Source organism: Paenibacillus lutrae, assembly GCF_009757775.1.
Classification (GTDB): Bacteria; Bacillota; Bacilli; order Paenibacillales; family NBRC-103111; genus Paenibacillus_F; species Paenibacillus_F lutrae.
Window position 1 is genome coordinate 60,585 of sequence record NZ_RHLK01000006.1, and the last position, 13,411, is coordinate 73,995.

Annotated in this window: 16 protein-coding genes; 1 reads left to right on the forward strand and 15 read right to left on the reverse strand. The window is 52.2% G+C overall.

Going from position 1 to position 13,411, the window contains the following annotated elements; all coding sequences use genetic code 11:
• Window positions 1–25 precede the first annotated feature (25 nt).
• Both EDM21_RS12325 and purT read right to left on the reverse strand, forming a co-directional pair.
• Complete coding sequence (locus EDM21_RS12325) at window positions 26–535, reverse strand: acyl-CoA thioesterase (RefSeq protein ID WP_201280787.1); 510 nt, start codon at window positions 533–535, stop codon at window positions 26–28.
• A 148-nt stretch (window positions 536–683) separates the two neighbouring features.
• Window positions 684–1,871, reverse strand: a complete 1,188-nt coding sequence (purT, locus tag EDM21_RS12330) for a formate-dependent phosphoribosylglycinamide formyltransferase (protein ID WP_157336179.1) — start codon at window positions 1,869–1,871, stop codon at window positions 684–686.
• 87 nt (window positions 1,872–1,958) lie between these two features.
• On the opposite strand from purT, the gene EDM21_RS12335 reads away from it, so the two are divergent.
• Entirely contained in the window at window positions 1,959–2,303 is a 345-nt protein-coding gene (locus EDM21_RS12335) for a hypothetical protein (protein WP_157335870.1), read from the forward strand.
• Window positions 2,304–2,326: 23 nt separating this feature from the next.
• Here EDM21_RS12335 and EDM21_RS12340 read toward each other — a convergent pair whose 3' ends face one another.
• The 13 genes from EDM21_RS12340 to EDM21_RS12400 form a co-directional block, all read right to left on the reverse strand.
• Window positions 2,327–4,291 (reverse strand): nitric oxide reductase activation protein NorD, encoded by a 1,965-nt coding sequence (locus tag EDM21_RS12340; RefSeq protein ID WP_157335872.1) that lies wholly within the window; start codon window positions 4,289–4,291, stop codon window positions 2,327–2,329.
• Window positions 4,292–4,294: 3 nt separating this feature from the next.
• A complete protein-coding gene (locus EDM21_RS12345) occupies window positions 4,295–5,206 on the reverse strand; it encodes an ATP-binding protein (protein WP_157336180.1) in 912 nt (303 codons plus the stop codon).
• A 305-nt stretch (window positions 5,207–5,511) separates the two neighbouring features.
• Window positions 5,512–5,715 carry a hypothetical protein gene (locus tag EDM21_RS12355; RefSeq protein ID WP_157335874.1) on the reverse strand — a complete coding sequence of 68 codons (204 nt, stop codon included), beginning with the start codon at window positions 5,713–5,715 and terminating at the stop codon, window positions 5,512–5,514.
• Window positions 5,712–5,870 carry a hypothetical protein gene (locus EDM21_RS24585; RefSeq protein ID WP_166541979.1) on the reverse strand — a complete coding sequence of 53 codons (159 nt, stop codon included), beginning with the start codon at window positions 5,868–5,870 and terminating at the stop codon, window positions 5,712–5,714. Before EDM21_RS24585 ends, EDM21_RS12355 begins: the two co-directional genes overlap by 4 nt.
• 120 nt (window positions 5,871–5,990) lie before the next feature.
• The gene (locus EDM21_RS12360) at window positions 5,991–6,614 is read right to left on the reverse strand and encodes an NAD(P)/FAD-dependent oxidoreductase (protein WP_157335876.1); all 624 of its coding nucleotides are present in this window, start codon (window positions 6,612–6,614) and stop codon (window positions 5,991–5,993) included.
• A 30-nt stretch (window positions 6,615–6,644) separates the two neighbouring features.
• Window positions 6,645–9,086, reverse strand: coding sequence for a heavy metal translocating P-type ATPase (locus EDM21_RS12365; protein ID WP_157335878.1), 2,442 nt, complete (start codon window positions 9,084–9,086; stop codon window positions 6,645–6,647).
• Window positions 9,087–9,120: 34 nt separating this feature from the next.
• Window positions 9,121–9,324: a cation transporter gene (locus EDM21_RS12370; protein WP_157335880.1), complete on the reverse strand. Its 204-nt coding sequence runs from the start codon at window positions 9,322–9,324 to the stop codon at window positions 9,121–9,123.
• 199 nt (window positions 9,325–9,523) lie between these two features.
• Window positions 9,524–9,847, reverse strand: coding sequence for a metal-sensitive transcriptional regulator (locus tag EDM21_RS12375; RefSeq protein ID WP_157335888.1), 324 nt, complete (start codon window positions 9,845–9,847; stop codon window positions 9,524–9,526).
• Window positions 9,848–9,974: 127 nt separating this feature from the next.
• Window positions 9,975–10,211: a glutaredoxin family protein gene (locus EDM21_RS12380; RefSeq protein WP_157335890.1), complete on the reverse strand. Its 237-nt coding sequence runs from the start codon at window positions 10,209–10,211 to the stop codon at window positions 9,975–9,977.
• A gap of 214 nt (window positions 10,212–10,425) precedes the next feature.
• Window positions 10,426–10,770 carry a four-helix bundle copper-binding protein gene (locus EDM21_RS12385; protein WP_157336182.1) on the reverse strand — a complete coding sequence of 115 codons (345 nt, stop codon included), beginning with the start codon at window positions 10,768–10,770 and terminating at the stop codon, window positions 10,426–10,428.
• Window positions 10,771–10,974: 204 nt separating this feature from the next.
• Window positions 10,975–11,445 (reverse strand): hypothetical protein, encoded by a 471-nt coding sequence (locus EDM21_RS12390; protein WP_157335892.1) that lies wholly within the window; start codon window positions 11,443–11,445, stop codon window positions 10,975–10,977.
• Window positions 11,435–12,106, reverse strand: coding sequence for a trimeric intracellular cation channel family protein (locus tag EDM21_RS12395; RefSeq protein ID WP_157336183.1), 672 nt, complete (start codon window positions 12,104–12,106; stop codon window positions 11,435–11,437). The genes EDM21_RS12390 and EDM21_RS12395 overlap by 11 nt, the downstream gene beginning before the upstream one ends.
• A gap of 34 nt (window positions 12,107–12,140) precedes the next feature.
• Entirely contained in the window at window positions 12,141–13,220 is a 1,080-nt protein-coding gene (locus tag EDM21_RS12400; RefSeq protein ID WP_157335894.1) for a Gfo/Idh/MocA family protein, read from the reverse strand.
• Window positions 13,221–13,411 lie beyond the last annotated feature (191 nt).

Sequence of the window (13,411 nt, forward strand, 5' to 3'; positions counted from 1 at the left end):
TGAGTGGAGAGAAAATCATGAACCCTTAATAACTTTCCAGCTCGCGGCTTGCCTTTCTGATTTTCCTTGCTTCATAGCGGGCGGGCGCCGACTCATAGAGACGCTTCTCCCTGTCTGTTTCGGGAATTACGCCAGGAACCGCCGTAGGCCTCCCATCGCTGCCCAGCGCTACAAAAGTCAGGTAGGAAGTCGCAGTCGTCCTCTTCTCACCCGTCAGCAGATTTTCTGCCTCTACCCTTACATAGACTTCCATCGAACTGCGGTGTGTCCAGGATACGAACGCTTCCAGTTGGATTGCTTCCCCGAGTAGAACCGGCGCCAAGAAATCCAGGCTATCGCTTGACGCTGTAACAACCGGAAACCGGCAATGCCTCATGCTCGCAATGGTCGAAATTTTATCGACATACTCCATGATCTTGCCGCCGAAGACGGTACCGTGATAATTCGTATCCAGCGGAAAAATAATTTCGGTCATAATCGTTCTGGACACGCTGGTTGGTTTAGCTTCCAGTTCTGTGTGATCTTTCGAACTCATCGTTGGACCTCCCCCTGATGTCTATACGGGCTGTATGGGTATAGAATGGCCTGTTAACGCCATTTTCATTTGACGAATTTAGAAGAAAAACTCAACAACAGAGCTGAACAAGCTGAACAGCTCTTCTAGAACATCTCCGCCTCGTTACCTAAGATTCTGGGCTGTAACGTATTTGTAGACGTCCCGCGGCTTCAGAAGCCAGCTCCCTTGCCTTGTCTGTATGTTCCGCCGCTGCAAGAGCTACGGCCATCCGGCGGCCGGGTTTGGTTTCGGGCTTGCCGAATACGCGGACTTGTACATCCGGAGATGCCAATGCTTCTTCTACGCCGGCTATTTCAAATTGTGTGCTGTTACGGTCGGCTTTGAGTGTATGGGAAGCTCCAGGAGTAACTAAACGGACGGCAGGAACCGGCAGGCCCAGAATGGCTCTCACGTGAAGAGCAAATTCGGACAAGTCCTGCGAGATCATCGTCACCATGCCGGTGTCGTGCGGACGCGGAGAAACTTCACTAAAGTACACGCCGTCCTCTGCCAGAAACAGCTCCACGCCGAACAAACCGTAACCGCCCAAGGCATCCGTGATCGTCTTGGCGATATGCTCCGCCTCCTCGATCTGAGATACATTCATCTGGTGGGGCTGCCAAGATTCAATGTAATCGCCGTCCTTCTGTACGTGACCGATAGGAGCGCAGAAAGTTGTGCCTGATACGGAACGGACGGTCAGCAGCGTAATTTCGGATTCGAAGGTGACGAAAGACTCGACAATCACCCGTGCTTTTTTGGCACGCCCTCCTTCTTGGGCAAAGTTCCAGCAGCCTTCGATGTCGGCCGAGCTTCGGCATACACTCTGGCCTTTGCCGGAAGAACTCATAATGGGCTTGATAACGCAGGGCGTTCCGATCTCGCCAACCGCCTGTGTAAGCTCGTCCAGCGTATCGGCGAACGCATAACGGGCGGTGCGCAGACCGAGCTCTTCGGCGGCCAGCCGGCGGATGCCTTCCCGGTCCATTGTGAGTCTGGAAGCGTTCGCCGTCGGAATAACACGGAACCCTTCCTGTTCGAGCTTAACCAGCTCTTCAGTCGCAATCGCTTCGATTTCGGGTACGATCAAGTCCGGCTTCTCCTGCTCGATCACACTGCGAAGCGCCGAAGCGTCCAGCATATCGATTACATAGCTGCGGTGCGCGACTTGCATCGCGGGCGCATTCTCGTAGCGGTCGACCGCTATGGTCTCCACACCGAGGCGCTGCGCCTCCAGAATAACTTCTTTGCCGAGTTCTCCGGAACCTAGCAGCATCATTTTTTTGGCTTTAGCTGATAATGGTGATCCGTACATCATTTCATCCCTCTCCCAAGGTCAGGGGCTGACGCCCCATTGAGTTGTTTTATATGTATGTTAACAAAAGCGTAACATCAAGCTGCGTTGCAACAAATTAATAGCGGCAGACAGCTGGCTGCGGTTAGCTTGCGCGGCAACGGTAGAGGCATCCCGGATGCGGTGAGCTTGCACGGCAACGGCAGGGCGTCCGGATGCCGTGAGCTTGCGCGGCAACGGCAGGGGCGTCCGGATGCCGTGAGTTTGCGCGGCAACGGCAGGGGCGTCCGGATGCGGCGAGTTTGCGCAGCAACGGCAGGGCGTCCCGGATGCCGTGAGCTTGCGCGGCAACGGCAGGGGCGTCCGGATGCCGTGAGCTTGCGCATCAACGGCAGGGGCGTCCGGATGCGGGGAGCTTGCGCATCAACGGCAGAGGCGTCCCGGATGCCGTGAACTTGCGCGGCATCCGCTCAAGCTTACCGCTCGCCGCGCAGCAGCAGCTTCCGCAGCAGAGGCGCCAGATGCTGCGGAAGCTCGGCCGCATGCGGGACGACAATTCCATGTCGTCCGTAGATGTTGCGCATCGTGATCCGCTGCGTCTCATGCACCTCGCCGCTGGCGAGGAAGACGCTGATCACGTCGATCCCGAGCCGCCGGCATTCGAGCACAGCTTCATACGTGTCGAGAATGCCGGCCTCGTGGTACTCGGCGGCGGATGGCTCCCCGTCGGAGAAGACCAGCAGCACGCGCTGTTTCTCCGGGCGCCGCAGGAGCCGCCGGGCCGCGTGACGGATTGCGAATCCGTCACGGTTATCCTGCTGCGGCTCCAGCTGCAGCAGGGACGGCCCGCTGCGCGGAGCCAGGCAGGCGCCGAAGTCTACGACCGTGTGAAACACGTTCGGCGCTTCCTCGGCGCTCACGCGCTCCGCGTCTTCCCAGAATCCCGTCACTTCGTGAGGGATTCTGAGTGTACGCAGCGTCTCGTGAACCAGCGAGATGCCAAGCCTCGTTTCTTCCATCTTATCGTACATGGAAGCGGAACAATCCACAAGAAGCGAGAATGCGGCATCCAGATCGGAAGCCGGGTCACGCTTCTTGGTGAACAGGCGCGGTGCCTCATCGGTCGCGAAGCGTACGAGCTTGCGGCCCAGGTGTCCGTAAAGCAAATCGCGCCTCGGCGCAGTCTGCTTGCGCTCCAGTGTCAGCCGCACGGTACGCGTCAGCTCCTTCGTCAGCGGCAGAATGATGCCTACAGCCTCCCGGTAGGCCGCCTCTTCTGCAAGCGTAGGCTTCCGCGCGGCAAGCCGTTCCGCAACCGCGCGCAGCTGAGGGGCGGCTTCTCCGCTCCCTGCCGCCGGATCAGCGGCTGAGCTGAGCGTCTGAGCGTCTTTTGGCGGTGCTTCAGACGGACGATTTGATGCCACCGAGCGTCCTTTTGCAACTGCCATCGCTTCGCTTGGTGCATCATCGCCGGCCTGCACCGCTTCTCCACTGAAGCGGGCTGTCCTCGTTCCCCGCTCCAAAGCATGCCGCAGCGCCTCTCCTTCGGTATCCGGCGTCTCTCTATGCCACATGGACTGTCTTTCACTATGGCGATTCATGTCCCGTCCGGCACCGGGTTCTATCTCGGCATCATCATTAGCGAGCCGCTTTGTTCTCCGCAGCGGCGGCTCGCTGCCCCGCAGAAGAGGCCTCTCTGCTCCGCTTCCCGCCCGTGCGGAGAAATATGCCGTGACCGCATCATGATCCAACCGGTACGCCAGAATCTCCAACATGTCCAGGCACAGCTCCGCATTACGGGCAGTAGATTCCGCCCTCTCCGCTTCTTCCAGGTAAGGATGCAAAAGTCTCATCAGTGCATCGACCTCAGGACCAAGCTCCACGCTTTGCGTCTTCAAAGATTTTCCGGATGATCCGGTAAGCTGTTCCGTCCCCTTAAACCAGTAATAAACCGCGAGGAATAGAGCATCCGCCGTTTCGCCTCGCAACTGGTGAGCGATTAGCTTATGCCGGAAATAACCACGGTAAATATGTTCGCGCTCGTTAAAAACCCCGGAAGTTCCGGGCCTGATCCGCCGGCAGATGGTTTCCAGCCTGATATCCTCACAAAGCATAAACAGCTCACTGCCAAACCGGCTTAGCGGAGAGTCTGCAAGCTTAGCCAAATAGAGGTCCGTATCCTCGCGACCCGTATACCAGGCGCTTCCGATCGCTCTTAAATATACGTCGCTTTTCATGCCGGCCGCCCGCTGGGCCGGTTTCCAGTCCCGCCAGAATTGACTAATGGTCAAAAGCGATTCGGACTCCTCGTAATGGGAGTGAAAGGCAAGCTCAACCCGGAGCTCCGCATTTCTTGCAAACGTTCGCGCCAGATCGACAAGCTGCATGAGGAGAAAGGCGTCCATTTTATTATCGAGCATGTGGATTTTACCGACAAACATGGCTTAGAATAACGTCTCCGCCACATTGCGTACGGCGGCACGTTCTCTTTCATCCTCAAGTTTGGCGGCTATCGCCCGTTCAATCGCGCGCTGTGCGGGCATATAGGCAGCTAGATCGCATGCATCGATCAGGGCCCGTACCGATGCTGCTTCGTCAGACAGCTGCCCCATCTCCACCAGGGTGAGCAAATCTGCGGACAAAGCAACAAAAGTACTAAGCTGCTTTGTATCCCGAAGCAGGGATCGCTGCAGCAGCAAATCAAGAAGAGCCTCTCCTTGCAAATAAGGCACCTCTACAGCGACAAAACGATTCTTTAATGCTTCATTCAGCGGCACGGTACCGATATACCCTTCATTAATCGCCGCAATAACGCGAAAATCCGCATGGGCTCTTACAATCTCCCCGGTGAACGGATTGGTAATGGACCGTCTGTGGTCAAGTACCCCATTTATAAGCGGCAGTGTATCCGGCTTGGCCATATTGATTTCATCAATATACAGAATATGTCCCCGGGTCATGGCGGTGACCACCGGCCCCGGAACAAACTCGATGACAGTCTCATTTCCGTCACGGTTAAGCGTTTTGAACCCCAGGAGGGCTTCCGCATCCAGATCCGTTGAACAGTTTACCGAATGAAGCGGCTGACCTGTCACAAAAGACAGATGCTCGGCAAGCTTTGTTTTGCCTGAACCTGTCGGTCCTTTCAGCAGAACATGCTTGCCGAGCGCCAGTGCAATCATCGCATCCTGAAGCACCTCTGGCCGGGCAGGTACGAAACCGGGTGTTCCGATCTGTTTCTTCTCTTCATCCGTCAGTTTCTCCGTATCAAAACGGTCGTTAAGCCGCTGAAATTTTTGCGTTATAGGTTCGGGCAAGCCCGATTGCTCCAGTATAGCAGCAGAAGTCGGTGTCATCACAATCGTTCCTCTCCGTGTATATCCTTTCTTTTAACTATCAATCAAAAGAATACACGGTGTCAAGCTTCTACATCCTGGATTAGAGCGAACGGATAGAAATGCAGCGCACTTCCGCACAAGGGGCAGTTCATATAACCCGGGATATCGTTGAGCATAAGCGCCATGGCGTAAGATGATTCATAATTAACAGCCCTTATGACATCTTGCGGCTGTACATATTTGCAGGCTTGTGATTCACAGGTTGCTCGGACTTTGTAGGCATTGGCCATCATCCATCCTCTACTTTCCGAAAGACAGGGCGGTTAAGCCCTGCTCTCTCCTTGGGCTTGTGGAAAATCCAGATTCAAAATAACCGTATAATGATCCGCTTGGGTCGGGACGATTTGAGCGATTTCAATATAAGGTGTTCCGAATTCATTCTCTGCACGATTTACAAGTGTATTCAGACTATCACTGAGCGTATCTTCCCCCGTCAAGGAAATTTCCGCAAAATATTGTTTGATCATGAATGGTTCCCGTATCCGGCATCTTCTTTCTCATAAGCGATCAGCGTAATCGTCTCGCCCGTTTCTTCCTTCAATCTGTTCTCGAGCTGGCGTATTTCATCCACTAAGTGATCCTTGCCGTGTAATTCAGCGAAAGTATAGCCTGTTTTTTCCATATATGTACCCTCCTAAATCATATTCGGTTTTATTGTTTCCAGCAGATCTTCTTTTTAACAACCGATTTATTCTTGATAAACGCAAAAAAACTCCTTGCGGAGTTTTCATGTATGATGCTTTCATTTTCCGGCAGTCGCATCACGAAGGGCTGCTAATGAGATTCTATCGATAAACTTCGAGAACTTTTCTTTCTTCTTCCCCTTTTCCTGAAAAATGGTGATCAATCCCATCACGACAGGCTCCAGTTCTTCTTCCCGGACTCCTGCGATCAGCAGCCGAGCTAATACAGCTTTCAGACCCTTCGTTTCACCGCCCACGTAGATATCGAAATGCTCTTTCATTTTGACTATGGCAATGTCTTTAAGAAGAGGCTCGCTAGTACCAAGCGCACAGCCGGCATAACCGATTCGGACAGGACTCGGCACAGGGTGCCCGGCGATAACTTCATCTAATTTCTTCGCCGCTTCGAGCCCCGCGTCTTCAGCTCCTCTGCAGAAATTGCACGTAATCAGGCTTTTCGTGTAAAACCCGGCTGGATGAATCTCCAGTCCGGCAGCTCGCAGTCTGGCCTGCACCTGTTCCAGCTGCTCCTCTTCCACAGCGACATACAGCTGCTTGAAGGTAGTCAATTCAATACGAGCTTCTTGGCCGACTGCACTGCCGAGAACAGCCAGCTGCTGCGCTGTAAACACTGTCCCGCCTTCTCCAAACCCCGGTGTCACGGCAAACTTGCGAATCCCCATTCTCATCCTCTCCCTTTTCAACATTGGTTATCAGGATTCGATCTTGACCCGCTGCAGCCGCAGCGCATTGAGCACGACAGACACAGAACTCAGCGCCATGGCGGCTCCGGCGACCCAAGGCGCCAGGAAACCCAGTGCCGCAATCGGAATACCCGCCGCATTGTAGGCTAACGCCCAGAACAGATTCTGGCGGATGTTGCCCATCGTCTTGCGGCTCATGAAGATGGCATCCGGGATGCTGTTCAGATCGCCTCTCATGAGCGTAACGTCTGCCGCTTCCATCGCCACATCGGTACCTGTGCCGATTGCCATTCCGATATCCGCTACAGCCAGTGCAGGAGCATCGTTGATTCCATCCCCGACCATGGCGACTTTCTTGCCCTGAGCCTGCAGCTTCTTCACTTCCTCCGCTTTGCCCTCCGGAAGCACCTCGGCAAGCACATGATCTATGCCTACTTGTTTGGCGATGGCCTGGGCCGTACGCTCGTTGTCGCCTGTAATCATAATGACCTCAATGTTCATCTCTTTCAGCCTGGCAATGGCTTCCCGGGATGTTTCCTTGATCGTATCGGCTACTGCTACCATACCGGCGTATTGGCCGTCGACGGCGATCAGCATCGCGGTTTTGCCGTCCTGTTCCAGCTTCGACATGCGTTCGAAAGCCTGTTCGGCGTTCACGCTGTATTTCGCCATCAGCTTACGGGTTCCGGCCAAAATCTCTCGGCCGTCCACTACCGCGCGGATGCCGTAGCCCGGAATGGCCTCAAAGTCCTCGGTTGCCGGAATTCCAATGCCTTGTGCCGTAATCCCGTTCACAATCGCTTCCGCAAGCGGATGCTCGGAGTTCTTCTCTGCTGCTCCAACCAGCCTGAGGAAAGTCTTCTCATCGAGATTCTCGGCAGTAACATCGGTCAGTTCAGGTTTCCCTTTCGTTACGGTCCCGGTTTTATCTAGAATAATCGCATCGATTTTGTGCGTGGATTCCAGGTGTTCTCCGCCTTTAAAAAGAACACCGTACTCCGCGGCACGGCCCGAGCCGGCCATTATCGACGTTGGAGTGGCAAGACCGAGTGCGCAAGGGCAGGCAATGACCAGTACGGCGATGGCTTTTTCCAGAGCGTTAGCGAAATCACCCGGAGTCACCCAGAAGTACCAGACCAGGAAAGCAACAACGGCAATTCCGACGACAATCGGGACAAAGATACCTGAGATTCGATCCGCAACACGCTGAATCGGGGCTTTGGAGCCCTGGGCTTCTTCAACCACCTTAATAATCTGAGCTAAGGCTGTCTCTTTGCCGACTTTGGTCGCTTTTATCTTCAATCGCCCGTTCTTATTAATCGTAGCTCCGATAACATGGTCCCCGGCTTTTTTCTCGACCGGAATACTTTCACCTGTCAGCATGGATTCATCTACCGCGGAGGTCCCTTCCAGTACTTCGCCGTCAACCGGAACCTTCTCGCCCGGTTTGACGAGCACATGATCTCCCGCCAGTACTTCTTCAACCGGAATCGTCACTTCTTCGCCGTCCCGGATCACAAGAGCCGTCTTGGCCTGCAGGCCCATAAGAGTCTTGATCGCTTCGGAGGTACGGCCTTTGGCCAAGCCCTCGAACAGCTTACCCAGAATGACCAGTGTAATCAATACGGCACTAGTTTCGTAGTACATGGCCGGCCCATGATGAGCATCCGCCGGATTTAGCGCCCATTGTACCGTTAGAAATAAACTGTAGAAATAAGCGGCCGACGTACCCAAAGCTACAAGAACATCCATATTCGCGCTCTTATTGCGCAAAGATTTATAGGCCCCCACGTAAAACTGCCGGCCGACGTAGAACTGTACCGGCGTTGCGAGGATAAGCTGAAACCAGGGATTCATAAACAGTTCGGGCATCCAGATCCACGAGGTAAAGGAGAAATGGCCGACCATGGACCATAGCAGAGGAAGCGACAGGACTGCCGACAGAATTAATTTACGCTTCTGTCTCGTAATTTCCCGTTTGCGGAGTTCCGCAAGATCGCCTTCCTCCTGTTTCGTTATTGCCTTATAGCCAAGCTTCTCGATCCGGGCAAGCATATCGCTCACCGTCACATCCGCCGAGTTATATTCAACATGTGCGGTTTCCATGGCGAAATTGACAGTAGCTTTCGTTACGCCCGGCATTTTGTTTAATGCCTTCTCGATCTTAAGCGCGCACGCTGCGCAGGTCATCCCGACCAGCTGCAGGTCGGCTGCTTCTTTGGCCGTGTCGTAACCGAGCTTGCGGATACTCTGCTCCATATCGTCCAAGCTGATTTTCTGCGGGTCATAAGTTACTGTCGCACGCTCCATGGCAAAATTCACATTGGCTTCCACGACGCCATCCAATTTATTTAAGCCCTTCTCAATCCGGTTTGCACATGCCGCGCAAGTCATTCCGGTCAGGTTAAGAGAAGTATTCCGGGTATTTACAGCAGGTGCTGCTGTTTGCATGTTGGACACCTCATTTCTATCATTTCGCTTTTATTTAAGCCACTTCGTACCCCTGCTCGACAAGCGTATCCCGTATGCGGTCGGCAGTCAGTGAATGCTCATCATAGATGACTTGGACCCTGCCGCCGCTCAGATTCACCGTAACGGCAGTCACACCTAATTTCATTAATGCACTTTCAATAGAATTCACACAGCGTCCGCAGGACATTCCTTTTACATGGAAGGTTATGTTTTGCATCTTATCTCTCCTACAAGAAAATATTGTTTTTCAAGTATGGCCGCTTATGTTTGTATTATTACTATACCCCCGTACCCTATATTAAGTCAAGCGGAAATTACGTGTTTTTTTAAATAACTTTGCGGGTCATCTACTCAAATAGGCTGCCGGCCGTTCGCTGCCGATCTGGCCGGTAGCATGCCTGAGTGGTCCTTGAAGTCTACCTCATAAGCTTGTTGACTGTCGTCAGCAGCTCGGATATCACTTCTTCGTCACCTTCCTGGATACGCTCGATTACACAGCTTTTCATATGATGCTCCAGGAGAAGTTTACCGACCCCATTAAGGGCGGATTGTATAGATGCGATCTGATTCAGCACATCGTCGCAATACGTATCTTTCTCTATGAGTCCTTTGACCCCGCGCACCTGGCCTTCAATGCGGTTCATACGGCTGATCAGGTTGTTCTTCGTTTTATCGGAATGGTGGCTCTTGCGCTCATTGCCGGCGGCACAGGCCTCATGGGCCGGGTTCTCTGTTGTCATCCTAATCCCTCCTGTATATCCTCCATTATACATTCAGGCTCCTTTTATAGACAATCCATTCCAGCGTTACTTTTCAGAAAAAAAATCAGCCCCCGTAGCGGAGAGCTGATTCATGCGAATGAACCTGTCAGGAAAGCAGCTTCTCGATCTCCTGGCGGTTAAACACAAAGCCGAAAAATACAGCGTCATCTATAAAAATGGTAGGCACCAGATTTTTTCCGGAGCGCTCCCGGAGTGTATCGGCATGTTCCGGATGCTCGGAAATATCATATTCCTTGAATGGAATGTTGTGCTCATTTAAATATTTTTTGAAATTTTTGCAATCTTCGCAGGTCGGTGTCGTAAATACTTCTACCTTTCTCATACGTAGACTAACCTCCTTCTTTTACAAATAAGTTTTCTCTTATCATATACCCCCCAACCCTATATTGCAAGATTAGACGGATTGGACACTATACGAATTGTGCAACTGCGTGTAACCGGCGGCGTCCTTACTGAAGCTCAAAAATAAACAACAGACCACTAAAACTACCGCAGTCTGTTGTCTGGCCCTGCATTTGTTTGTGCCTACGCCAATCTTAAGAAGCCATTTTCTTACAAGCTTCTGCACACTGGAAACAAATCTCCGCACAGCGTTTACAGTGTTCATGATGCTCATGCTTCGCGCATTCCTGTCCGCAGGCTTCGCAGATTTGAGCGCAAAGCAAGCAGATCTCTTTCATAAACGGACTGTTACGCGAAATAGCGGATGCTGCCAAGGCACAGATCTCGGCACATTCTCTGTCAAGACGGATACACTCTCTCATCATGTCTATGTCTTGTTCCTGCAAGCAGGCATTGTAACAGAAATTACATTCCTTGAGACACCTCAGACATGCTTCCATACACTCTTTTAAATTCTCGTCGATTGTTGTTTTCATCATACTCATGTAATAAAACTCCTCTCGCCCTCTTGAACTTAGTTGTGGTTTAGTTTGCCTATATGTGCTCAAATATAGATTACCCCACGAGGGTATATTTTAAACAAATTTAGTCCGCGCAGAGGGGGAAACGGCTTATACGGATGTCCAGTAATAACAACAAAAAGCCCATTGCATAAGCAATGAGCGGGGCCATCCCTGATTTAATTAGTTCATTTTATCCAGCTCATCCAGCAGCTTTTGTACAGTTTCCTGGTTCACGGAGCCCGATTGCTTTAATTTTGTAAGACGCTCCTGTATTTCTTGAGCAAATTTGGCGTCTTCGTCCAGATTATCTGTATAGCCCGGGTCGAACCAGACGTAGAATCCGTCAGGACCGTTCCTAAGGAAGGTCCGGGTCCAGGCATGCGGATACTCATAAGGCTGATCAGAGAACATGATTCCTAATACATCATCGCTTTCAACGGGTAAAAGCTGGTGGAAGTGCTCCTCTTCCCCTGATCCGGCTATTTGTTTGTGCGCATAAGCGTAATGCACATAATGTTCGCCGGTTTCGCGGTCTTTGGAGAGGTTATACATTTCAAGCTCATTCTGAATCAAATCTTGGACAACGACAAGTCTCTCCTGAAGCAGGGAGCCTGGTACCTTGGATAAGCGGAGCATGGATTCAGTTGACATCTATTTCTCTCCTTTCTTCCTGAAGGGCCGGCGGTCTCTGCCGGTCGGGAATATCGTTATCCTGCAGCAAATCGCGCAGCGAACGCTTGGGAAGCTTCCATTTGAAAATAACCGAGAACATACGGGACACGACAATGGTCATGAAAAGGATGGACAGGCCAAATACGGTCTGCGGCCAGCCGAGCCAGATCATAAAGCCCGCCAGCATCCCCCATACGGCATAAATTTCATCCTGCAGCACTAACGGTTTACGGCCTGCGAGCAGATCGCGGATAATCCCGCCGCCAATGCCTGTCAGAACGGCGGCCACAATGACGGCACTCATCGGCAGGCCCTGATTGGTCGCATACAGAGCGCCCTGTATGGAGAAGGCGGCCAGTCCGATGGCATCAAAGAACGATTCCCACGATTTCCACCGCCTGATCCAAGCAAGCGGGAAAATAAACACCAGCGTCATGGCAGCAAAGGCGATCATAAACTGGAAACCCTGCTGCCAGAGCATCGTAATCTTTTCACCGATAAGCATATTCCGTACGACTCCGCCTCCGAATGCCGTAACAAATCCAAGCACATATACACCCAGAATATCGTAATCTTCTTCCATGGCAACAATCGCACCGCTGACAGCGAATGCGATCGTTCCGATCAGACTTAGCCCCATCCAATCCACTATTGCGCAGCTCCCCCGGCTATGATTAAGACAAATCCCAGTCCAATTGAATTTCTCTGCCTGTACGGGATGATTCGTAAATGGCATTCAGAATTAAATTATTCGTATAGCCGGACATGACAGAAGTCAGCGGTTCACTTCCCGTACGGATGCACTCCAGGAAATGAAGATTCATGAGCAAACGCGGATCGGTCTTGTTCTCCGGAACTTCCAGTTCAACGTCAATCTCTCTGTCGAACATTTCCGCGAACAATTTGCCGTAAGTATTCCCGCGCAGCGAAGCCCCGCCTTCTGTGCCCAGCAATTGAATATACGGCTGATTATCTGTCTCCGTAAGCGCTGCCCAGCTCACATCAAGGGTCAGCGTACTGCCGTTATCCATCTTAATCAGAGCAGTCGCGAAATCTTCTACATCATAGCTGCCGCTCCAGTTTGGTTTGCCCCAGCTCCCGATACCGCGGCGCTTAGGTCCGAATTCGGAGTAGGTTGCGCCATATACGGAGACAGGTCTAGGGTTCCCCATAAAGGAGAGCGACAGATCCAGCATGTGCACACCGATATCAATAAGCGGCCCTCCGCCGGCTTTGGACATTTGGGTAAACCAGGTTCCCCAGCCCGGGATACCTTTACGCCGCATCCAGCCTGTCTTCGCATGGTAGATCGAACCGAGCTTGCCGCGCTGAATAAGCTCTTTTACCTGCATGTTGAGCGGCTCCCAGCGGCGCTGGTGGGAAATCATCAGGACTTTGCCGCTTTCACGCTCCGCCTGAACGATCTCCTTGGCAGCCTTCATATCGATCGCCATCGGCTTCTCAAGCAGCACGTGCTTGCCTGCCTGAAGCGCTTTGACCGCAAGGGGAGCGTGCCATTCGTTGGAAACCGCTATTACTACGGCATCTATATCAGGATCGTTAATCAGATCTTCTCCGCTTCCGTATACTTTAGAGATCTGGTGCTCTTTCGCACGGGCTTCCGCCAGCGGAAGGAATACATCAGCGACTGCAGTCACAGCAACGCCCGGTGTGTCGAGCAGGCTTCGGATATGAATATTTCCTATATTGCCTGCGCCGATTACGCCGATTGTGATCTCTTCGTTAAATGCCATTGTGCAAAACCCTCCGATAAACACATTTTATGTTCGGCTTTATTTTATCACATTTAAAGATCATCATCAGCCCTTACCCGCTTTTTTAATATCTAACAGAAAATCGCCTTTTTTGTTGCTTTTCGGGCTATATTCAGCGGGGAGGAACGAGATCCTTTAGAATAGGTTAACCTTACATAAACGAATCTAAT